Consider the following 19,886-nt stretch of genomic DNA (forward strand, 5'->3'; position numbering starts at 1 on the left):
GATAAGACAAGGGCGGTCTCCCGCCCTTGCTGTTTCTGCTTATTGGATCGATTTTATTAGACTGGTTTTATTGAACTGGTTTTATTGGATTGAGCTTTCTGGCTGCCTGCAAGATTGCCGGCGGGTGTTTGTGGCCAGAAGTCCTACCAGTACCGCAGCGATCAACAGCGGAGCAGCCAACGCCAGAAAATAGCTGGGGCGCTGCCAGCCCTCGTCCATGAGTACGCCAGCAAGAGCTGGACCAATCACCGAGCCGACTCGTCCCATCCCCATTGCCAGCCCGGTGCCGGTACTTCTCAATGCTGCCGGGAAGGTGGTAGGGACTACGACGTAGAGCACCGCGATGGCACCGAACAGAAAGAAGCCCAATGTGATCGCAACGAGGGTGAGTAGAAGCGGTTCATAGGGAATGTTGCTAAACAGCACCATGGTCGCGAACAGGGCCAGCATGATGACAACGGCCAGGCGTCGTGCCCCGAGTCTTGTCGCCAACAGCCCGTAGAGCAGACAGCCGATAGCCCCTCCAATATTGAGCAGCATGGCGCCGGAAATACCTCCGCCAAGGCTCAAGCCGGCGTCCGTCAGGATCTTCGGCGTCCAACTGATCATGAAATAGAAGCTCATCATCACGCAGAAGTAGAGGCCGCAGGACGCCAGGAAAGGAACACGGTACTCACCGGCAAGGAGATCTTTCGGCCCCGAACGTTCCGCGCCTCCCAGACGTTGTTGCGGAAGCTGTTTCAACACGGGCAGGCGCAGCCTGGGGAGAATGGTATTGAGCCGACCCAATGCATTGCGTGGGCGTTTCTCGATCAGGAATTCCAGCGATTCTGGAAAGCCCCACCATACGAGAGGCAGCAGCAACAACGCGGCAAGCCCGCCGAACACAAAAGGTGCTCGCCAACCGAAGTGCTCTATCAGCTCGACAGATGCCAGCCCTCCGAGGGTGGCGCCAACCGGATAGCCGAGTGAAATGATGGCATTGCATAGGCTGCGGCGGCGGTCATTGGCGTACTCCGTCACCACGATATTCACCGTAGCGAGTACTGCCCCGACGCCAATACCCGTGAACAGACGGGTGATGAACAGCTGTACGACATTCTGGGCCAGCGCTGAGCACAGCATGGAAGCCATCAACAGGCTGACACAGAGCAATGCCGTGGGTCGCCGGCCGTAGCGGTCTCCCAATGGTGCCACCAGAAAGGCGCCAAGCCCCATGCCGAGCAGGCCTGCACTGAAGAGAATTCCCAGTGAAGAGGCACTGACAGACCAGTCCTCGGCGATGGCTGGGGCGGTAAAGGCCATGACCAGTACATCGAAGCCATCCAGTGCTGCGATGAGAGTGCATAGCGTGATGATCCATATTTGATAACGAGACATGGGCCTTGAATGCAGGCTGTCCCGAGGGTCCTGGGTATTCATGGTGTTGTTGTTCTCCCGTCAGCGGCTGTCTACCCGTGTGCTGGTGACCTGGCATTGGCATTGTCAAAGGTCGAGGACGAGCCGGGGCGACCTGGCTCTTGAGCAGCAGGGGGTAAACTGGTCATTGGCGGCATGCTCGCTATCGTCGAGGTAGAGGTCACGGTGATCGGGAGTGCCTTCGAGCACACCGGTCAGGCATGTACCGCAAACGCCCTGTTCGCAGGAGACCATGATCTCGACGCCGTTCTCTTCCAGCACCTGGTGAACCGTCTTGTCGGCAGGCACGCTATAGCAGTCGCCACTGCTGGCGATGACGACCTCGAAACTGCCATCGTCATCGCTGCTTGTCGTTGCCCCGGCAAAGTATTCGCAATGCAGGCGGGATTCCTCCCAGCCTTGTTCACGACAGGCTGCCAGCACGGCATCGATAAAGCCCTTGGGGCCGCAGACATACACATGCGAGTTGTCGGGGGCATCACGCAGTGTCTCTACCAGGTTCAGCTGAGTCTCGAGCTGGTCATCAAAGTGAAAGTGCACCCGCGAAGAGAAAGCGGAGGTTTCGAGGTGTTCTGCGAAAGCGGTTCGCGTTCGGCTGCGAGTACAGTAGTGCAGAGTGAAGTCCGATGCGCCATGAGCCAGGTGCTCTGCCATGCAGAGAATCGGCGTGATACCGATTCCACCTGCAAACAGCAGGCTATGAGGGGCGGGTTCCAGAGGAAAGTGATTCTTCGGGGCACTGATCTGCAGGAGGTCTCCAGGCTCGAGACTGTCGTGCATGGCCACTGAGCCGCCTCGGGATTCAGGATCCTTCAGCACGCCAATCCAATAGGAATAGGGCGTTTCAGAACGGTTGCACAGTGAGTACTGCCGGATGATGTCGTCGCTTACGCGTACATCGATATGCGCACCTGCGCTGAAGGCCGGCAGTTGCCGGCCATGGGGATCGGTAAGCTCGAAAACGGCAATATCCTCGGCAGCCATTTCCTTGCGCGCCACTTCGACAATCAGGGAAAGCGTTGGCTGACTCATGCTGACCCTACCTTTTTCAGTGTTGTTTCGGCAGTGGCTTGTTCCTCGGCAATCAGCCGTTCGATGATGCGCCTTGCCTGCACACCGCCACCGTCGATGTTGAGCTTCAGCAACTGGCGGTCGGGATAGGTCGAGAGGTTACGTTGCTGGGCCTCGAGCATGTCGAGATCCTCGGCAAAGATCTTTCCCTGGCCCTCACGAATGGTGGCTGTCAGTTGATCATCTTCAGGCTTGAAGTTGCGGGCCATGCCCCAGAAATACCAGATCGAGGTTTCTGTCTCCGGGGTGATGAAATCGACCACGATGCTGGATGCCTTGGCATCCGCAGGGGCGTCGTAGCCACCTTTACCGGCATGGGCCACGCCTACTTCAATCATGACGTGGCTGGGAGGCGTGAAGCGGCAGATCTGCCAGCGATCCACCGGGACATCGTCTGCCAGGTCATTGCCGCGCAAGGCGGCTTGCCAGAACGGCGGCGCCGGAATGTTTTCCATGGTCCGCGAAGTGACGACTTCCTCACCATTGACCGAGGTTTTCGGGGCGGCTTCCTCGATTTCCGGCTGGCCGATGCTCGAGGCATGAACATAGGTTTCATGGGTGAGATCCATGAGGTTATCGACCATGAGTCGAAATCCGCAGTGGATGTGATAAAGGCCTCCGCCATAGGCCCAGTCAGGGCTTTCTGCCCAGTGCAGGTGAGGAATCTTCTCGGGATTGGCCAGCGAGGCATCTCCCGGCCATACCCAGATAAAGCCGTGGCGCTCTACAACGGGGTAGGTCTTGATGCCAGGAAACCCTTTGACGCGCTGGCCCGGCATGCTGGAGCAATGACCTGTACGCGACATTTCGAGGCCATGGTAGCCGCAGACCAGCTTGCCATCGCGCACGAAGCCCAGCGACAAGGGCGCGCCGCGGTGGGGGCAGAAGTCTTCCACGGCTGCTACTCTGCCTTCCTCATCACGGAAGAAGACAATGGATTCATTGCAGATTTTCCGCCCCAGTGGAGCCTGTTCGAACTCGTCGGGCGTACAGGCAACGTACCAGGTATTCTTGGGGAACATTATCATTGTCCTCATTAGCGTCACGGGAGATGTTATCTTTTGGATCCAAAGTTAAGCTCTGGTAGCACCAATTCGTCAATTTAGACATTGGTTGGATCCAATTGGTGGAAGGAAGCCAATGCAACCGGATAGGAGAAGCCAGTGAGCCGCAGTTCGTCCGATATCGTGAATAGCTTGAGGAAGCTCATCAGCGATGGTCACTACTGTCCGGGAGAACGTGTAGCTGAGCTGCATGTCGCTGAAAAATTGGGTGTTTCTAGAACTCCAGTGCGACTGGCTTTTCGGACGCTGGAGCAGGAAGGGTTGCTTCAGCGGGCGGGTAAACGCGGTTATGTCGTGCGCGAATTTACCGAAGAGGATGTGCAAATCGCAGTAGAAGTACGGGGAGCTCTAGAGGGATTGGCGGCCCGGAGATTGGCAGAGCGTGGCCTATCGCAGCAGGTGGCAGAGCGACTGCAGGAATGTCTGCACCAGGGGGAGGTGCTGCTGGGAAAGGGGTATATCACAGAAGATGACATCGCCACCTGGAGCGATATCAATCGCCGTTTTCATGAGACATTGGTGGCGTCTACCGGAAGCCAGGTCATTCAGGATGCCATAAATAAAAACAACCACTTACCCTTTGCTTCAGCGGACTCGATCATCATTGATACAGAGGCATTGGACAGTGAGTATCAGAAACTGCGCATGGCGCAGATGCACCATAGGCTGGTCTATCAGGCGTTGAGTCATGGAGAGGGGGCCCGTGCCGAGATGCTGATGCGAGAGCACGCTTATGTCGGGCTGCGCTATGTCGAACTGCTGGGAATGGATCCAACTGCTACCGAGTGATCTTTCTGGCCTTGAATTGGATCCAGAGTGTTAGTGGCCTAGAAGCAAGGTGGTTCGAAACGTCATCGACAAGAGCCATGTTCGACAGGTACCGATGCCAAATCAGAGCACAGGGGAATGTGTAGCGTCCCCCGTGCTGCTGCATGTCCATTGTCGTCAGGTCATTGGACCATATAGTCCACTGCTGCCTTCACTTCCTCATCGGACAATGACGCGTTGCCGCCCCTGGGAGGCATGATGTTCAGCCCATTGATGGCGTGGTCATAGAGTGTCTCGATGCCTTGGGCCAAGCGTGGCTCCCAGGCCTTGGCATCACCACGGGTTGGTGCTCCTGCAATACCTGTGTCGTGACAGGCCATGCAGGTTTGTTGGTAGATGGCCTGGCCATCGATAGAGGCGGTTTCCTCTGCGCTTCCTGCGTCATCGGCTGCGGGTTGCTTGTCCGCCTCCTGTGTGGCTTCGCTTTCATCGGCATCGGTGCTGGCAGTCGCCTCGCCGTCGGTCGAGGTCTCGGAGGCGTCTTCGTCAGTGCCTTTACTGCTGGCTTCAGGGCTGTCCTCCGTTTTGGCTGTATCCTCGGTGGCGACGTTGTCTTGCTTGTCACCTGATGTGGCGGTGGCTTCGCCAGCGCTGCTTTCTGTGGCCGGTGCCTCTGCGGTAAGTTCCGGTACGCCTGCCTGGCACTCTTCACCCTTGACGCATAGCTTGCCAACAGGGGCCAGGCGCTTGGCCATCTCGGCATCGTCCTGCGCCATCACCTGGCCGGAAGCCAGTCCCAGTGCCACCAGACAACCCAGGATTGCTGTGCCGGATTCCTTGAAAATTGTCACGCTGTCCACCCCTCATATTCTGCTTATTATTTCGCCTTTCCTTCTTAGTAGGATAATGCCAGAGCTCATTACAACATCGGCAGGCGCATATGGCGGCAGTATAGACAGATCATTACCACCACGAAAACGAGCCATGTTGGCACATGCCGTGTTATGCACAGTCGGCAAGCATCTGATAGCCAATGGATCGAGTGGACAGCAAAGGGCATGCAAGGTAGGATATGGCTCGCCGCGAAACGCGCTTTCGTGGCCTGGCGCCCTTAGCTCAGCTGGATAGAGCGTTGCCCTCCGGAGGCAAAGGTCATAGGTTCGAATCCTATAGGGCGCGCCATGAATATCAGTAAAAACGGCCACTTAGCGAATCATCGCGGTGGCCGTTTTTCGTTTCGGTATGTCCTAGCTTCCCTGCGAACGCTTGAAGTAGCCAATATACGGTTGTCATCGCCGATTCCTGCCTGAAGCCAGCCTCATAAAAGGAAGATTCCTACAGCAATTGTCGTCGCTGCAAACTGCTCCTCTGCTGGTGGCCGTGATACTTCCTTGAGATGTACGCATATTACTGCGCAGACAGCGAGGAAGTTTTCCATGTTAGAGGTCAATGGCGTTCGAGTGTCCCGGGTGGGCGATGTGGTGGAGTGTGACTGCCCAGGAGGTCCGCATACCCTGGTGACGGGGGACAAGGATGTATTGATTCATGACCAGCCCATGGCCTTGTTGGGCGACCGGTCATCTTGCGGGGCCACGGTCGAGCAAGGCATGGCGGTATTTCTACATCGCGCCCTGGACGTGGCCTATGACGGTTGCCGGATGTCGTGCGGTGGCCATGTGCGAATCACGGATGACGAGGCATAGGCCATGTTTGCACTCTTCGCCCCAGGCTCAGGCGTCATACGGGTAGGTGACACCACGGAACACGGCGGCGTGGTGATCAGTGGGCAGGATAATTGGGTGTCGCACGGTAAGGCGGTGGCCGTGGTGGGCGACGTGGTGCAGTGTCCGAAACATGGGGCGCAGCGCATCCTGGAGGGCTTGCCGTCGTGCACCGTCAACGGTAAGGCGGTGGCCTTTCATGGTTGCCTGACAACATGCGGGGCGCGGCTCATATCATCAATGAATCAAATACATTGCATCGGGGCCGATGACGATAGTCCGCGCTCCACGCAGATGAGCCAGAACACACCAACGTACTCACATGCCCCCGTCCCTATGAACCAGGGGTATAACCGACATGTCCAGTTGCTGGATCAAGACGGCAACCCCCTGGCAGGTGTGCTGTACACCCTTGTTAGCGTCAGCGCAGGCAAACTCCGTGGTGTCACCGATGCTGCTGGACGGTCATCTATCATTGAAGGTGTTCAGGGCGATAGCTTCGACGTCTATGTGGGCGTGGAGGAGTCCTGATATGTCAGTCACTCACCTGACCAGCGTTGTGGAGCGTGCTGTACCACTCACCTCTGCGGAAGACACCGATGGAGCACAACTCCGTTTAAAGGTATTTTGGCCGACGACCAATCTCTGGAATGATGCGCATATGGCGGACTACCACAAGGAAGCGTCATCGATTGTGCAGCATTTGATCAGACAACAATACTGGAACCAGGAGGGAGCGGTAGATACTCATAGGTTTACCTGCGAAGACTTCGCCATCCGGGTTCTCTGTGAATACGCAAGTTCCAGGGGGCTGCCGGTAAAACTGTCAACGGGGGTAAGAACCTATCGCAACATGGAAGTCTACTCCCCGGCACAACATGACACGTATGCATCGCATATGTACGGTTTCACTGAAATGGTGATGCTGACTTATGGTGCGCCAGATATGCAGAGGCCCCAAAACACTATTTCACTGAGTAGTCCCGTAGAACTTCGCCCGGGTGATATTCTTGCGCAATCAAAAGATCGGCCCGGAAACCTTGCCCATCATATTCAGCTGGCAACCCGTGTTTCCCCCGAACGCATTGACATTCGCCAAGGCAATACGGGAGGAGCGTTTTACCGCCCAATCTCGACGATTCGCCGTTGGTTGGGAGAGAACCTCGCCGACCCACAGAACACCGCTTATGCAGGGCTTCCCATTGAGTCAGGGCAATACGTCCGGGCCGCTAAAGGTTGGGACTACCGAAACCTGACCACCGGCAGTAAGGCTAAAGATTTTCTGCGTATTTTCGAGTTATACCGTTGGAATTTCAGGGAGTTCAACCGTCCATGATGTCGTATGAGTTCAAAGGCTATTTGGCCGCCCTGGCGGATAGTGACGTATTTGGCACTATTGCAATACTCTGCGGTGTCATTGCACTGCTGGGGCTAATTCGCCAGGTTCGAGAGGGCCTAACGTATCGTGTGGTGAGCTTTCTGCTGTTGATGTCCATATTTGTGCTGCATGCCATCGGGAGTTATTACTTGAGTACTAACCCAGCATAGGGAGCGGTTGCCTATCTTCACTACCACCTTTCCAGCCGAGCCGGAGTAGTATCAGTTGGCCACTGAGGAAGTCATCGACCCACCCCGGGAATTGCGAAGCAGGCGGATGTGTCCAGGAAATATTGGCATGCACTTCGTTGAAAGCATCAGGTCAATAACCGGGCTTATGAGACCTCCTCTATCATGAAGAAGATAATCATTGCTGCGTTATCGTTAGCCACATTGGCGGTATGGCTGAACGTTGGGTACTACAAGTATTATGGCGTCCACGATACTGAGACATTTTTCTTTATCAAGAAACACCCGACACTCCAGATAAAATTTATGAACCTTGCTGCGAGTGATCAGGACCCGAGCTCCTTCTCTTTAATGGATGATGAAGAGAAAGAATGGTTGATGGATTATTGCAAGTATCGGCTGGGAATAATCACCAAAATCGAGTCACAGAGCGATGTAGAAAAGTGTCTGGACTATCCGCCTCTTGGGCAGGGTGTGCATTTCCCATTGTCACGGGATTGAGAGAGCCTCCTGTATCATGAGTCTAAGAAGGAAACTGTTGTGGGGTGTTGGTCTACCGGTCTTGCTGGTGACATGGTTGTATGGCGGGTATTACGTGAAGTATGACGAGTGGACCAACGATACCGTGTTTTTCATCAAGAAATGCCCCACGTTTCAAATCAAGTTTCAACAGATTCTGTATGAAAACGAGGACTTGGCCGATATACGGCGAGTGGACGACCGCCGCCGGGCCATCATCATTGACTATTGCAAATACCGATTGGGCATTATCACGGACTTAACCACACAGGAAGACTTGGAAAGGTGCCGGGCGCTCTAATTTATGCCCTGTTAGCCCTGGCCAGCCCCGCCTATGCGGAGGTATCCGACAAGGTGCCCGGCTACTTGTCCTTGGTGCTATGGCCGTTGGGCGTGGTCGTGTTGCTGGTCATTGGCAAGGTGACGGGGTGGCGTGCCCTTAACATCCTGGCGGTGGTGCTGTCGGCCTTTTGGTTGTGGGCATGGTGGGACTTTGTGTGGGTCGACGACATTTACCCGGCCGCTGTACGGGAGTTGGGAGGCGGATACGCCGTCGCCACTTATGCCCAGCTTGGTGTGTGGGCGTTGTTGCTGGTGGTGAGTCTTTGGCGGTGTGTTAAACGACGTGGCTAGACGTTGGTCAGACCAGCCACAATCAGCCATATGACCCACATCACAGAGGGCATATCCAGAGAAAATGGCATCAGCAACCCTAGGCAGATGCTAAATCCACCGGCAATAGCGCAGCCTACCTCTCAATCAAGTTATGGCGAATCCAGGCGGGGACATCGACCGTTTCGAAACCCTGGTGATGATTGAAAGTCGCTTCCTTTGGCCACGCGACGCCAACACCTGCTGCGAAGACCGCGCGATACTTGAGCAAGTTATTGTCGGGATCGGCTTTCAGTGCGTCGTTGAGCTGAGGGATTGACCACGCTTCACGCTTGAACGTCCGGTCGAGCTGGCGCTCCAGCTCATCCGCCAGCTTGCCGTAGCTGACGGTATCGCCTGCGACAAACACGGTTTCGTTCTTGAAACGAGGCTCATGAAGCAAAATTGCCGCTGTGAGATGCTCGATATCTTCCGGTGTGGTCACGGTGACCTGATTATCCCAACTGCCTAGTGCATGCACTTCGCCTTTCTCGAGATCCACGACGTCGAAGGCCGGTTCGAACAGAAAGCTGGTGAACATGCCCGTTGCAACGATGAGCCATTCGGTGTGGCTTTGAGCGCGGAGCATATCGCGCACGTCGAGCTGTTCATCGAATACGTCCTGGGCGCTGCCTCGGCCAATCGCGTCGTAGTCGACACCAAACTGCCATGGTATATACCTTTTGACGCCGGCTTGAAGCACAGCCGCGGTGATCTTTGTCTGAGTGCCACGGCCAGCCGAGAACCCAATGCAAGAAATGACGGTGTCGTAGGGAGCGAGCAGGGCCGCAAGCGCGTCCTTTTCGGTGGAGACGATATCGCCTGGAACGACCTCGATGTTTAACGCCCTCAGTTCGTCGATTTCCCGTCTTTTGATTGGCTCCGTTGTTTCTATCGTGGATGGTCTCAACAGCACGTGGACTCGCGTAGCGTGATGATCGCGGGCGTGATTGGCCAGATGGCGCAGAACCTCTAAACCCAACTCTCCTGCGCCCAATACCAGTATGGCGTCCTGCTTGTCGGTGCGATTCATGCTATCTCCAACATTGACTGCCTAGATTGAGGTAGAGGATGTTTGCACGAAAGAAATCCCCACATAAGTAGGTACACCAGTGATACCGCAAGACGAAGACAAACTGCTTTCCCGTGCACGAGCGCTCTGCGATGCGATGGAAGACGAGGATGACTGGCTGAAAAGAGAGGTGTTGTCTCACGCCGGCAATCGCTGGGCTTTCAGCGTGATATACGCGCTCAAGGAGGGAGGCAAACTCAGGCATGCCGAGCTTCGCAGGAAGCTTGATGGGGTCACCCAGCGGATGCTGACGAGGACGCTACGACAGCTTGAGCGAGATGGGTTGATCCTTCGCCTGGATCACCAGGAAGTCCCGCCCCGGGTCGAGTATGAGCTAACCTCGTTGGGAGAAGGGTTTCTGTTGCACATCATTCCGATGTGGCTCTGGATCTTTGAGCACGCCGGAGACTTCCGTACGGCTCGGGAAGCTCACTTGGTTGCTTCTAGTGAGCGGCGAGACGGTTCATTGCCATGAATACCAGTAAAAACGGCCGTTTGGAGAGTTTTAGCGGTGGCCGTTTTTCGTTTCAAACAAGCGCCGTGAGTTCACCTTGGTCCAGGCAGCGGTAGGTGAAGGACGGTCGGCCAACCTGGCCATAATGGAAGGATTCGCCCAGCACCCCTCTTTCGGTCAGGTATTTCAAATACTTGCGAATCGAGACGCGTGACATGCCTGTTGCTGGTATCAGGCTTTCTGTGGTGAAGGTGTCTTCCTCCAGCGCCAGAATGGCGCGGGCGATCTGTGCCAGGGATGGGGCCGTGAGCCCCTTGGGCAGGCCATCGCTACCCACCGGCTTGTTGGCCTTGATGGGCTGGAAGAGGTGGTCAAGGTCGCGTTGGGTGGCGTGTTCGCTGACGTGCTTGAGGGTGTGGCGGGCCTGGCGACAGGCTTCCACGGCAATCTGGAAGCGTTCGAACTCGAAGGGCTTGACCAGGTAGTCCCGTACACCCAGGCGGCGGGCTGCGCGTACGGTATCCACTTCGTTGGCAGCCGTGATCAGGACCACATCCACATCGCGGCCGGTGCGTTGCAGGTGGCGCAGGATATCCAGGCCGCTGCGATTACGCAGATAGACATCGAGGAGGACCACATCCACCTCTTCGTGCTCCAGTACATCCAGAGCGCTGGGGGCATCACTGCACTGGGCGACCAGGCTGATGTTGTCGAGCCGATTGAGGTATTCGACGTTGAGGCGCATGACCATGGGGTCATCCTCGACAATCAACACGCGCAATGGGGCATCAGCCATGGGGAACTCCTCAATCATCGGCGCCAGAATACGCTTCATACGGCAGAGTGACCTCTATCAGAGTACCGCGCTGTGGTTCCGAATAAAGGGCCAGGCTACCGGCATGCGCTTCAACCTGTTCGCGCACCATCGCAAGCCCCAGGCCCCGGTGCTGTCCCTTTGTCGACATGCCATGCTGGAAAACACGCTGCTGAAGGGCATCGGAAATACCGGTCCCGGTGTCTTGAACATGCAGCGATAAAAGGGACTCGTCGTATCCCAGCGTCAGGGTGACATAGCGCTCATCCTGCTCGCTCACGGCATCGAAGGCATTTTCCAGCAGGTTGCCGAGGATGATGACCAGGGTATGGACCAGAGCGGGAGCCTCGGGAGCGGGAATCGGTTCTTCCACGTCAATCGAGAAGACGATATCACGCTCGCGCGCCTCGCTTTGCTTGCCCAATAGAAAACCGGCCAGCACAGGTTCCTCTATGTCCTTGACCAGTGCGGCTCCTGGGGCGATATGGTGATCCGCCAGCTCACGCAGATAACGGTGTAGTGCCGGATATTCCTGCATTTGCACCAGGCCGAGCATGGCATGCAGTTTATTCTTGAATTCGTGGGTGGCTGCACGCAACGCTTCTGCATAGCGCCGGACGCCGGTCAATTCTTCGGCCAGCATGTGCACTTCACTGGTATCACGCAAGGTGGCGACCGCGCCGATGATATGCCCCTGATGCTGTATCGGCATGCGGTTGGTGAGAAGCGACAGGCCGTTGATGAGAGTTTCTTTATCCAGCGATGCTTGGCCACTTTGCAATACTTCCATCAGACCGCTTTGGGGCAGGTAGGTGTCAATCGAAGTGCCGTAGGCCGGTATCTCCAGCCCCGCACGCTGCAGCAAGCGGTGGGCCGCCGTGTTGATCAACGAAATACGCCCCTGGTTATCGATCGCCAGAATGCCCTCATGCACGGAGCTGAGAATGGCATGGCGCTCTTCCACCAGGCGTGCAATCTGGTGTGGCTCCAGTCCCATCAGGACACGCTTGAGATAGCGTGCCAGCCAACTGGCCCCCAATGCACCGAACAGCATGAGCAGTACGACACCGAACAGCACGATCTGGCGGTTCTCCGCCAGTCTGTCGCCCAGGGTGCCCAGTGTCACGCCGACAGCGACGGCCCCTAGCACCTTTCCTTCACTATCCACGACGGGGGAGAAACCACGGATGCTGGTGCCCAAGGTACCCTTGGCACGCGAGGCGTACGTCTCGCCTTGCAGGGAAGGCCCTTCATCGCCACCACGGAAATACTGGCCCACCAGGTTAGGATCGGGATGTGTCAGGCGCAGGGAGCGCAGGTTGAAGATGGAAATGAAATCGATATCCAGGCGTTGGCGCAGCTGGTTGATATCGTGCTCCAACGCGCTGTGCGGGGAGAGAATCGCATCGGGCTGATTGGCTTTCTGCAATGCAAGCACGACGTCATGTTGTGCCGCCACTGTCTGGGCAATATTGATCACACGTGCAGATTGCGCATCTTCCTGGGCGTCGCGCAGTGTGGCATCGAACAGCCACAGGGCAATGGCCAGGGTCACGGCAATGCTGCTGGCGACCAGCAATGAGATCAGCACGTTCAGACGTGGAGAAGGGAGTTTTGGCAATAGTGACACCCTGATGTTATCGCAGCCCATGCGATTGTACCGCCTCAGTAAGCCGAGGTGTGGTGCTGAATTCTACCTTCGTGTAATACCCAATACAGCACAGCTGTGCCGGCTTACGGCATCCCGTTTTCATTAATTACAAAACGATTTAGAAACTTGGCAAAGCTTGGTCATTGCTGTGTGGGCCTTATTCTCGGCAGCGTCCACTTTCTCCGCCTCGTCGTGCGGGTCCACAGCATAGGGGAACACGCCAATGAACGGTGCCTCGACACAAACACTGCAAGAGACGCAGTGCGTTTCAGAGACAGCAAGCTCGCTGCGCATCTTCGGCTTGCCGTTGCCTCTTTTCTTCATTGCCTTCGCCGTCATGGCAGTGGCCATTGTCACGGATACTCTGCCGACGGGCATGATCGGCGCGTTGCTGGTGATGGTCATACTGGGGGAATTGCTCGGCTTCATCGGCGATCGCCTGCCCCTGGTCAAGACCTATCTGGGGGGAGGGGCCATCGTGGCCATTTTCGGCGCGGCTGCGCTGGTGTACCTCAACTGGCTCCCGACGGGTGTTACCGAAAATGTCACGACCTTCATGCAAGACGGTGGCTTCCTCAACTTTTATATCGCGGCGCTGATCACTGGCAGTATTCTAGGCATGGATTCCAAGGTTCTGGTCAAGGTGGGATCCCGCTATGCGTTACCGCTGCTGTGTTCGGTGGCTTTTGCAGGGCTGTTCGCCATGGGCGTCGGTGCCTTGCTCGGCTTTTCGCCGCAGGATGCCTTGGTCGTCATTACCTTGCCGATCATGGGCGGTGGCATGGGCGCAGGTGCGGTGCCGATGAGCCAGATTTACGAGCAGCTGCTGGGCCAGCCGGCCAGTTACTACATTTCGATTCTGGTACCGGCACTGGCGTTGGGTAATGTCTTTGCCATCATCATTGCCGGTATGCTCAATGGATTGGCAAAGCGCTTTCCCAGCTGGACCGGAAATGGGCAGATGATGCCAGGGGTGGAGATCGAAGAACGTGAAAGTGTTTTCGATCTTTCCAAGCTGGGCATTGGCCTGGTCGCCGCACTGACATTCTTTGTTGGAGGAGAGATTCTGGGTGATGTGGTTCCCCTGCATCCCTATGCGCTGATGATCATCCTGGTCGCGCTGTTGAAGATAACCAACGTCGTACCAGAGAGTGTCAACGAAGCGGCATCCCAATGGTTCCAGTTTGTGGCCAAGAACTGGACCTTCGCCCTGCTGTTTGGCATCGGCATTGCCTATACCGACCTGGGCCAGGTCATTGATGCCATCTCACTCACCTATGTGCTTATCGTCTTCGCTGTCGTGGCCGGCGCAGCTTTTGGTGCGGGTATCGTGGGCAAGCTGGTGGGCTTCTATCCCATCGAGTCCGCGATCACCGCTGGGTTGTGCATGGCGAATATGGGGGGAACAGGTGATGTTGCGGTTCTCTCTGCAGCACGCCGCATGCAGTTGATGCCATTTGCGCAGATTTCATCACGCCTTGGTGGTGCACTGATTCTGTTGATCTCAAGCATCATCGTGCCGATGTTCTTCGCTGGATAGCGCAGAGACTATTGTTGCTGAAAAGCCCTGGATAAAAGACTTCAATGAAAAGCGCTCTTCGGAGCGCTTTTTTATGGGTATCTTTTTATTTGTTTCTTGTTCATGCAGGTCCGGCAAAGCGCTGGAAAAGAATAAAAAGCCATGCCAATGTATGTTTGGCTGTCTGCAGGTACTGCGGAACGGATCAATCATTGTTCATGGGAAGGCATCATGTCAGCCAGGCTGGAGCAACGCACACTTAAATTATCCATCGCGACGACACTGACCGTTGCCTCTCTCGGGATTCTTTTTGGCCTGGTTTCGGGGGCTCAGTCGATCATTTTTGATGGTGTCTTTTCAGCGATAGACTCGGCCATATCCGCCTTGTCGCTATTCGTGGCGAGACTGCTTGTGCGTGAGACCAGTCAGCGCTTCCAGCACGGTTACTGGCATCTGGAGCCTTTGGTGGCGGCGCTTAATGGCACTATTCTTCTTGTTCTATGCTTTTACGCACTCATCAATGCCGTGCGTGGATTGATCGGGGGTGGTCATGAGCTGGATTTTGGCCCTGCAACAGTTTATGCGGTGATTGTGGCGACGATATGCTTTGGCATGTACGGGTACGAAAGACGTATCAATAAGCGTGTGGATTCTGAATTCCTGCGCATTGATACCCAGAGCTGGCTGATGGCCGGGCTGATCACGTCGGCACTGCTTGGGGCTTTTGTCCTGGCCTGGATACTGGAATCTACTTCTTATGCATACCTGACACGCTATGCAGACTCTTTCCTATTGACCATATTGACGCTTTGTTTCATTCCCGTGCCCATGGCAACCATTCGACGGGCATTCAAGGAGATTTTTCTCATGGCACCGAGCTTTCTGGATCAGGAAGTACATGACGCCATGGAGCCGGTCATGAAACGTGAAGGACTACTGGAATATTATAGTCATGTCGCCAAGAGTGGCAGAAACCATGTCATTGAAATTCATGTCCTGACGACACCCGAGTTCGCAATGAATCATGGAGTGGTGGTCATGGATGAGATACGAGAACAGATTAGCTCAAGTATAAGTATTCCCCCGCAGCGGCGTTGGTTCACGGTCGCCTTTACTGCAGATGAGCGTTGGCTTTGATCTATATAACGGAAGATAAGGAAAAAATCGTCATATACAGAGATGTATAAAGATTCTTTTCTTTTGCGTGATATATTGATCGCTGGTTTATATGTTAAGGCGTTAAAATGAAAAAGATTTATGCCACTGCCGCCTGTGCCGTGCTGCTCCAGGCCTGTGCATCTTCTTCTGCCACGCAAATGTCCCAGCATCCTGACCAGGCAACATTGGAAGGTTATGACTGGAGTCTGGTATCTGCGGTGGATTCCGCTGGCCAGTCTGTTTCAGCCATCCAGTTGGATGCGGATACGCCGCTGGCGCTGTCCTTCTCGGATGAAGCGCTGAGTATCCGAGGCGGATGCAACAATCAGTCGGGAGCCTACCAGTACGATCAGGGCAGCCTGAGTGTCAGCCCGTTGCGTGCGACTTTGATGGCCTGCTCCGCTGAGCTGATGAAGCGCGATGCAGAAGTGGCCGCGCGCTTGGCAGATCCTTTGCAGGCATCGATAGTGGAAGATGGCGACCAGCCTGTGCTGACACTGACGACAGCCAGTGGTGATGAGCTGACCTTCTCCGGAGAGCCGACCCCGGAAACGCTCTACGGCAGCGAAGGCAAGACAGTCTTTCTGGAGGTGGCGGCCGAGACTGTAGCGTGCAGCCATCCGATGATTCCTGACTATCAATGTCTCAAGGTACGCGAGCGTCAGTATGATGACTCCGGCATCAAGATGCCGACCGAAGGCGACTGGCAACTGCTGTACCAGCCCATTCAGGGGTACGAACATCAGGATGGTCGGAGCACGGTACTGAGAACCAAGCAGTACGAGTGGAAGAACCCTCCCCAGGATGTTTCTTCAACCGTATATGTGCTCGACATGGTGGTTGAACAGAACGCTGAAGCGAACTAACTAAGCACTTTTTGAGAGCTGGGCTCAATCAGTCCTGTTGAATTCAGCTCTCAAGAGCTGGGCAGGCGGTATGGCACATCAGGCCAGGAGATGGCTGTTCCATCTCCTGGCCTGTCGTCATTGCAGAGCGAGTATCTCGTCCTGTCAGTAGATATCCAGATCATTGGCGAGCACGACATCGCCGTTATAGTGTGCTTTCACCTCATCGACGACGCCCTCTATCGGAGCTGCGTAATGCAGCACATGGTAGAGCACCAGACGCTTGGGCTGGGCCTGCTGGGCCAATTCCGCCAGTTCTGTGGTCAGGGTGTGAGCATATTGATGATAGGCCTGCCAGTCTTCGGAAAGTTCCTGCCAGCCCTCATGACTGATGACCTCATGGAACAGGAGGTCGGCACCTTCTGCTTGCCGCATGACTTCTTCGTTAAAGGAAGTGTCTCCCGAAAGCACGATGGTCTTGTCGGGAGTGGTGATCTTGTATCCGTAAGCCTTATCCCAGTCACCATGTGAGACCGGGAAAGCCTCGATCTTGATACCGTTCTCTGCGAGTACGACGCCAGGGCTGTCAATTTCGGTGACATTGGCCCGGTAGGCTTCTCGGTTGGTAATCGGGCTTTTATCTTTCAGGCGAGTTTGAGTGTCTTCCGCGAGCATGGCATTGGCACCCTCGCTCATCGCTTGAGTCCCGTCTGGTCCAAATACCTGAATTTGCTGCTCGCGACGCCACCAGTAGGTACCGATCAGTTCGGGGTAGTCGAGAATATGGTCGCTGTGCAGATGCGTCAGGAAGAGATGATTGATCCGGGTCGGATACAGTGCGTCGATATCATACTTTTCGTAAGCCTGTATCGCGCGCTGTACAACGCCAGCCCCAATATCAAACACATAAGCCTCATCGTTATAGATGACAGCAATGCTGGAACCGGCACGCTCGCCATTGGGTACTGGGGTGCCGGTACCTAACATGACAACTTGCGTTTCGGCATTGGCACACGCGGATGCGGCGATACCAAGAACAACGAAAGGGATGGCCAGGAGGACCTTGGTTTTGGACATTCTGCTAATACACTCCCGTTGCATTTGTTCGTAATACGGACTTTTTTGCGATAAGCGCACATGGCAGCGTAAGTGCATCCGAATCGAGTGGAAATGGCACTTAAGTCGGGGGAGCTGGTGGCAAGGTATCGAAACGAGCCACCTGCAGAGCAGTGTTGTCACTGTCGTTCCACAGGTGGCGGCGTGTTGTAGGTGTAGATCAGTGTTGGTCGTCAGGCATCGCGCCGGGCCGGTTTTACCAGCCACTCGCGGCCCTTGAGCATGGCATTCCAGTATAGCCACGGCAGCTGGCGAGCCTTGATCCACCAGGCCAGCCGGGTCGCCTGTGTCGCTTCATTCACCCAGCGAGGGAAGGTCGGCTGCAGTTGACCGTTATAGCCGAACTCGGCCAGTACCACGCGCCCTCGCTCCACGGTCAGCGGGCAGGCGCCATAACCGAGATAGGCTGCGGTCAGCGGCTGGTCGTCGATGGAGGCCAGCAGGTTTTCCGCCACGACAGGTGCCTGCTTGCGTACGGCGGCGGCAGTCTTTGCGTTGCTGGTTCCACTGACATCCCCCAGGCCAAAGATGTCAGGATGATGGACGTGTTGAAGTGTCTCTGGATTCAGTTCGAGCCAGCCTGCGGCATCGGCAAGGCCAGATGTGGCAATGAATGTGGGAGCCCGCTGAGGCGGCACGACGTGAAGCAGGTCGAAGGAGCGTTCCTGCTGGTGTTCCCCATCTTCCCCGGTGACAGCAAAGCAGGCGGTTTTCGATGGGCCATCCACGGCGATCAGACGATGCTGATAGTTCACGTCGATGTCGTAACGAGAGATGTAGCGCTCGAGAGCCGGGACAAAGGCCGATACCCCGAACAATACCGGTGCGGCATTGCAGAAGCTCACCTCGATATCCGCCAGGTGCCCCTGACGGCGCCAGTGGTCGCAGGACAGGTACATGGCCTTTTGCGGGGCGCCCGCACACTTTATCGGCATCGGGGGCTGGGTGAACAGCGCGCGCCCCTTCTTCAATGACTGCACCTGTTCCCAGGTATAGGGCGCCAGGTCATAGCGATAGTTGGACGTTACGCCGTGCTGGCCGAGCGTTGCTTCGAGCCCTTCTATCGCCCCCCAGTCGAGCACAAGTCCGGGTGCGACCACCAGCCGGGTGTAGCCCAGGCGATGGCCGTCAGCGAGCGTGACCTCATGGGCATGTGGATCGATTCGCTCAGCGTGAGTGGTATAGCGGGTTGCTTGAGAAGGAATGACCGCGGTCATGTCGCGCCGGGTATCCGTGGCGGAAAACACGCCATTGCCTACCAGTGTCCAGCCAGGCTGATAGTAATGTGATGTGGCAGGCTCGATGATGGCGATGTCCAGATCGCCACGTCGTTTGAGCAGGCTTGCGCTGACAGCGATGCCCGCTGCACCGCCTCCGATGATCACGACATCATGGTGGCTCGGGGACGTGTGGGGTGTGGCTGTCGTATGGCTCATGAAAGGCTCCATTGGGGTAGAGATACGTCCGTTTTACGCAGGATTCGCAGAAGAGGTCAGAAGCGGCCAATAGGCACCTTGAGATAGACATTGCCATCATCTTCCTCTGGTGGAAGGTGGCCGGCCCGCATGTTGATCTGCACCGAGGGCAACAGCAGCCGTGGCATACCCAGGGAGGCATCGCGTTCGGTGCGTAGCCTGACAAAGGCCTCTTCGCTCACGCCGTTGCCGATATGAATGTTATGGCGGCGCTGTTCGGCCACGCTGGTCTGATACTGGTAGGTATCACGTCCGGGAGCCTTGTAGTCGTGGCACAGAAAGAGGCGTGTCTCGTCGGGCAATGCCAGTACCTTCTGGATCGATCGGTAGAGGGTGCGTGGGTCGCCGCCAGGGAAGTCACAACGTGCTGTGCCGTAATCAGGCATGAACAGGGTATCACCGACAAAGGCGGCATCACCGATCACATAGGTCAGACACGCCGGGGTATGGCCAGGGGTGTGGAGCACATACCCCTCAAGGTGGCCAATATGGAAATGGTCCCCGTCTGTGAAGAGGCGGTGGAACTGGCTGCCGTCCCGGGCAAATTCACTGCCTGCATTGAACACCTTGCCGAAGGTTTCCTGAACGGTGGTGATGTGGGCACCAATGGCGGTCTTGCCTCCCAGTTTCTCATGCAGGTAGGGGGCTGCCGAGAGGTGGTCTGCATGCACATGGGTTTCGAGAATCCATTCAACTTCAAGGCCTTCATGCTTGATGAAGTCGATGATAGCGGCAGCAGAGTCCATGTCGATGCGCCCGGCGGCATAGTCGAAGTCCAGTACTGAGTCGAGAATAGCGCAGGTGGCCGAATCGGGATCGCGTACCACATAGCTGAACGTATTGGTGGGCTCGTTGAAGAAAGCCCTGACGATGGGCTGTCCGGACATCTGAGTTGCCTCCGATGGTGACAAACGGGTGGAGTGCCGGGGGCGGTTGGTTCGCTCCAGCGACGTCGCAGACCCTCATCATAGACCTCTGTATTTGTATAAACATATACTTATTT

20 protein-coding genes and 1 tRNA gene are annotated in these 19,886 nt (G+C 55.9%); 11 read left to right on the plus strand and 10 right to left on the minus strand.

Annotation, left to right across the window (positions count from 1 at the left end):
* Positions 1-81 precede the first annotated feature (81 nt).
* The 3 genes from E4T21_RS20985 to E4T21_RS20995 all read right to left on the minus strand — a co-directional run bounded on the left by E4T21_RS20985 (position 82) and on the right by E4T21_RS20995 (position 3,512).
* Positions 82-1,422: an MFS transporter gene (locus E4T21_RS20985; RefSeq protein ID WP_149286884.1), complete on the minus strand. Its 1,341-nt coding sequence runs from the start codon at positions 1,420-1,422 to the stop codon at positions 82-84.
* Positions 1,423-1,485: 63 nt separating this feature from the next.
* On the minus strand, positions 1,486-2,451 hold the full coding sequence (locus E4T21_RS20990; RefSeq protein ID WP_149286885.1) for a PDR/VanB family oxidoreductase: 966 nt from the start codon (positions 2,449-2,451) through the stop codon (positions 1,486-1,488).
* Positions 2,448-3,512 (minus strand): aromatic ring-hydroxylating oxygenase subunit alpha, encoded by a 1,065-nt coding sequence (locus E4T21_RS20995; RefSeq protein ID WP_149286886.1) that lies wholly within the window; start codon positions 3,510-3,512, stop codon positions 2,448-2,450. Before E4T21_RS20995 ends, E4T21_RS20990 begins: the two co-directional genes overlap by 4 nt.
* 141 nt (positions 3,513-3,653) lie before the next feature.
* Between E4T21_RS20995 and E4T21_RS21000 the strand changes: the two genes are divergently transcribed.
* On the plus strand, positions 3,654-4,343 hold the full coding sequence (locus tag E4T21_RS21000; RefSeq protein WP_149286887.1) for a GntR family transcriptional regulator: 690 nt from the start codon (positions 3,654-3,656) through the stop codon (positions 4,341-4,343).
* A 161-nt stretch (positions 4,344-4,504) separates the two neighbouring features.
* Here E4T21_RS21000 and E4T21_RS21005 read toward each other — a convergent pair whose 3' ends face one another.
* Positions 4,505-5,173: a c-type cytochrome gene (locus tag E4T21_RS21005; RefSeq protein WP_240349239.1), complete on the minus strand. Its 669-nt coding sequence runs from the start codon at positions 5,171-5,173 to the stop codon at positions 4,505-4,507.
* Positions 5,174-5,427: 254 nt separating this feature from the next.
* Between E4T21_RS21005 and E4T21_RS21010 the strand changes: the two genes are divergently transcribed.
* From E4T21_RS21010 to E4T21_RS21035, 6 genes are all read left to right on the plus strand, one after another.
* Positions 5,428-5,504 (plus strand) — tRNA-Arg (locus E4T21_RS21010).
* A 254-nt stretch (positions 5,505-5,758) separates the two neighbouring features.
* A complete protein-coding gene (locus E4T21_RS21015) occupies positions 5,759-6,025 on the plus strand; it encodes a PAAR domain-containing protein (RefSeq protein WP_149286888.1) in 267 nt (88 codons plus the stop codon).
* Positions 6,026-6,028: 3 nt separating this feature from the next.
* Positions 6,029-6,574, plus strand: a complete 546-nt coding sequence (locus tag E4T21_RS21020; protein ID WP_149286889.1) for a PAAR domain-containing protein — start codon at positions 6,029-6,031, stop codon at positions 6,572-6,574.
* Position 6,575: 1 nt separating this feature from the next.
* Complete coding sequence (locus E4T21_RS21025) at positions 6,576-7,379, plus strand: hypothetical protein (RefSeq protein ID WP_149286890.1); 804 nt, start codon at positions 6,576-6,578, stop codon at positions 7,377-7,379.
* Positions 7,380-7,774: 395 nt separating this feature from the next.
* On the plus strand, positions 7,775-8,110 hold the full coding sequence (locus tag E4T21_RS21030) for a hypothetical protein (RefSeq protein ID WP_149286891.1): 336 nt from the start codon (positions 7,775-7,777) through the stop codon (positions 8,108-8,110).
* Positions 8,111-8,413: 303 nt separating this feature from the next.
* Complete coding sequence (locus tag E4T21_RS21035) at positions 8,414-8,761, plus strand: hypothetical protein (protein WP_149286892.1); 348 nt, start codon at positions 8,414-8,416, stop codon at positions 8,759-8,761.
* Positions 8,762-8,876: 115 nt separating this feature from the next.
* On the opposite strand, the gene E4T21_RS21040 is transcribed toward E4T21_RS21035, so the two are convergent.
* Entirely contained in the window at positions 8,877-9,812 is a 936-nt protein-coding gene (locus E4T21_RS21040; protein WP_149286893.1) for an aromatic alcohol reductase, read from the minus strand.
* Between the two features lie 79 nt (positions 9,813-9,891).
* Here E4T21_RS21040 and E4T21_RS21045 point away from each other — a divergent pair, with 79 nt between their 5' ends.
* A complete protein-coding gene (locus E4T21_RS21045; protein WP_149286894.1) occupies positions 9,892-10,326 on the plus strand; it encodes a winged helix-turn-helix transcriptional regulator in 435 nt (144 codons plus the stop codon).
* A 52-nt stretch (positions 10,327-10,378) separates the two neighbouring features.
* Here E4T21_RS21045 and E4T21_RS21050 read toward each other — a convergent pair whose 3' ends face one another.
* Together E4T21_RS21050 and dcuS are read right to left on the minus strand one after the other, a co-directional pair.
* On the minus strand, positions 10,379-11,101 hold the full coding sequence (locus E4T21_RS21050; RefSeq protein WP_149286895.1) for a response regulator: 723 nt from the start codon (positions 11,099-11,101) through the stop codon (positions 10,379-10,381).
* 10 nt (positions 11,102-11,111) lie between these two features.
* On the minus strand, positions 11,112-12,740 hold the full coding sequence (dcuS, locus tag E4T21_RS21055; RefSeq protein ID WP_240349240.1) for a DcuS/MalK family sensor histidine kinase: 1,629 nt from the start codon (positions 12,738-12,740) through the stop codon (positions 11,112-11,114).
* A gap of 253 nt (positions 12,741-12,993) precedes the next feature.
* Here dcuS and E4T21_RS21060 point away from each other — a divergent pair, with 253 nt between their 5' ends.
* From E4T21_RS21060 to E4T21_RS21070, 3 genes are all read left to right on the plus strand, one after another.
* On the plus strand, positions 12,994-14,310 hold the full coding sequence (locus E4T21_RS21060) for a 2-hydroxycarboxylate transporter family protein (RefSeq protein WP_149286897.1): 1,317 nt from the start codon (positions 12,994-12,996) through the stop codon (positions 14,308-14,310).
* Between the two features lie 210 nt (positions 14,311-14,520).
* The gene (locus E4T21_RS21065; RefSeq protein ID WP_149286898.1) at positions 14,521-15,426 is read left to right on the plus strand and encodes a cation diffusion facilitator family transporter; all 906 of its coding nucleotides are present in this window, start codon (positions 14,521-14,523) and stop codon (positions 15,424-15,426) included.
* Between the two features lie 107 nt (positions 15,427-15,533).
* Positions 15,534-16,313 (plus strand): META and DUF4377 domain-containing protein, encoded by a 780-nt coding sequence (locus tag E4T21_RS21070; RefSeq protein WP_149286899.1) that lies wholly within the window; start codon positions 15,534-15,536, stop codon positions 16,311-16,313.
* Positions 16,314-16,457: 144 nt separating this feature from the next.
* Here the strand turns inward: E4T21_RS21070 and E4T21_RS21075 are convergent, their stop codons facing one another.
* The 3 genes from E4T21_RS21075 to E4T21_RS21085 form a co-directional block, all read right to left on the minus strand.
* The gene (locus E4T21_RS21075; RefSeq protein WP_149286900.1) at positions 16,458-17,369 is read right to left on the minus strand and encodes an MBL fold metallo-hydrolase; all 912 of its coding nucleotides are present in this window, start codon (positions 17,367-17,369) and stop codon (positions 16,458-16,460) included.
* 212 nt (positions 17,370-17,581) lie between these two features.
* Positions 17,582-18,844 (minus strand): NAD(P)/FAD-dependent oxidoreductase, encoded by a 1,263-nt coding sequence (locus E4T21_RS21080; RefSeq protein WP_149286901.1) that lies wholly within the window; start codon positions 18,842-18,844, stop codon positions 17,582-17,584.
* 56 nt (positions 18,845-18,900) lie between these two features.
* A complete protein-coding gene (locus tag E4T21_RS21085) occupies positions 18,901-19,770 on the minus strand; it encodes an MBL fold metallo-hydrolase (RefSeq protein WP_149286902.1) in 870 nt (289 codons plus the stop codon).
* Between the last annotated feature and the right edge of the window lie 116 nt (positions 19,771-19,886).

It is taken from the genome of Halomonas binhaiensis (assembly GCF_008329985.2).
In the GTDB taxonomy this organism is placed as follows: Bacteria; Pseudomonadota; Gammaproteobacteria; order Pseudomonadales; family Halomonadaceae; genus Halomonas; species Halomonas binhaiensis.

Excerpts from the sequence above, each read along its gene's own strand:
- E4T21_RS21015 (WP_149286888.1), top strand. The coding sequence starts at position 5,759 with ATGTTAGAGGTCAATGGCGTTCGAGTGTCCCGGGTGGGCGATGTGGTG.
- E4T21_RS20995 (WP_149286886.1), bottom strand. The coding sequence starts at position 3,512 with ATGTTCCCCAAGAATACCTGGTACGTTGCCTGTACGCCCGACGAGTTC.
- E4T21_RS21070 (WP_149286899.1), top strand. The coding sequence starts at position 15,534 with ATGAAAAAGATTTATGCCACTGCCGCCTGTGCCGTGCTGCTCCAGGCC.
- E4T21_RS21020 (WP_149286889.1), top strand. The coding sequence starts at position 6,029 with ATGTTTGCACTCTTCGCCCCAGGCTCAGGCGTCATACGGGTAGGTGAC.
- E4T21_RS21030 (WP_149286891.1), top strand. The coding sequence starts at position 7,775 with ATGAAGAAGATAATCATTGCTGCGTTATCGTTAGCCACATTGGCGGTA.
- E4T21_RS20990 (WP_149286885.1), bottom strand. The coding sequence starts at position 2,451 with ATGAGTCAGCCAACGCTTTCCCTGATTGTCGAAGTGGCGCGCAAGGAA.
- E4T21_RS21075 (WP_149286900.1), bottom strand. The coding sequence starts at position 17,369 with ATGTCCAAAACCAAGGTCCTCCTGGCCATCCCTTTCGTTGTTCTTGGT.
- E4T21_RS21025 (WP_149286890.1), top strand. The coding sequence starts at position 6,576 with ATGTCAGTCACTCACCTGACCAGCGTTGTGGAGCGTGCTGTACCACTC.
- E4T21_RS21085 (WP_149286902.1), bottom strand. The coding sequence starts at position 19,770 with ATGTCCGGACAGCCCATCGTCAGGGCTTTCTTCAACGAGCCCACCAAT.
- E4T21_RS20985 (WP_149286884.1), bottom strand. The coding sequence starts at position 1,422 with ATGAATACCCAGGACCCTCGGGACAGCCTGCATTCAAGGCCCATGTCT.
- E4T21_RS21040 (WP_149286893.1), bottom strand. The coding sequence starts at position 9,812 with ATGAATCGCACCGACAAGCAGGACGCCATACTGGTATTGGGCGCAGGA.
- E4T21_RS21065 (WP_149286898.1), top strand. The coding sequence starts at position 14,521 with ATGTCAGCCAGGCTGGAGCAACGCACACTTAAATTATCCATCGCGACG.
- E4T21_RS21050 (WP_149286895.1), bottom strand. The coding sequence starts at position 11,101 with ATGGCTGATGCCCCATTGCGCGTGTTGATTGTCGAGGATGACCCCATG.
- E4T21_RS21060 (WP_149286897.1), top strand. The coding sequence starts at position 12,994 with ATGAACGGTGCCTCGACACAAACACTGCAAGAGACGCAGTGCGTTTCA.
- E4T21_RS21080 (WP_149286901.1), bottom strand. The coding sequence starts at position 18,844 with ATGAGCCATACGACAGCCACACCCCACACGTCCCCGAGCCACCATGAT.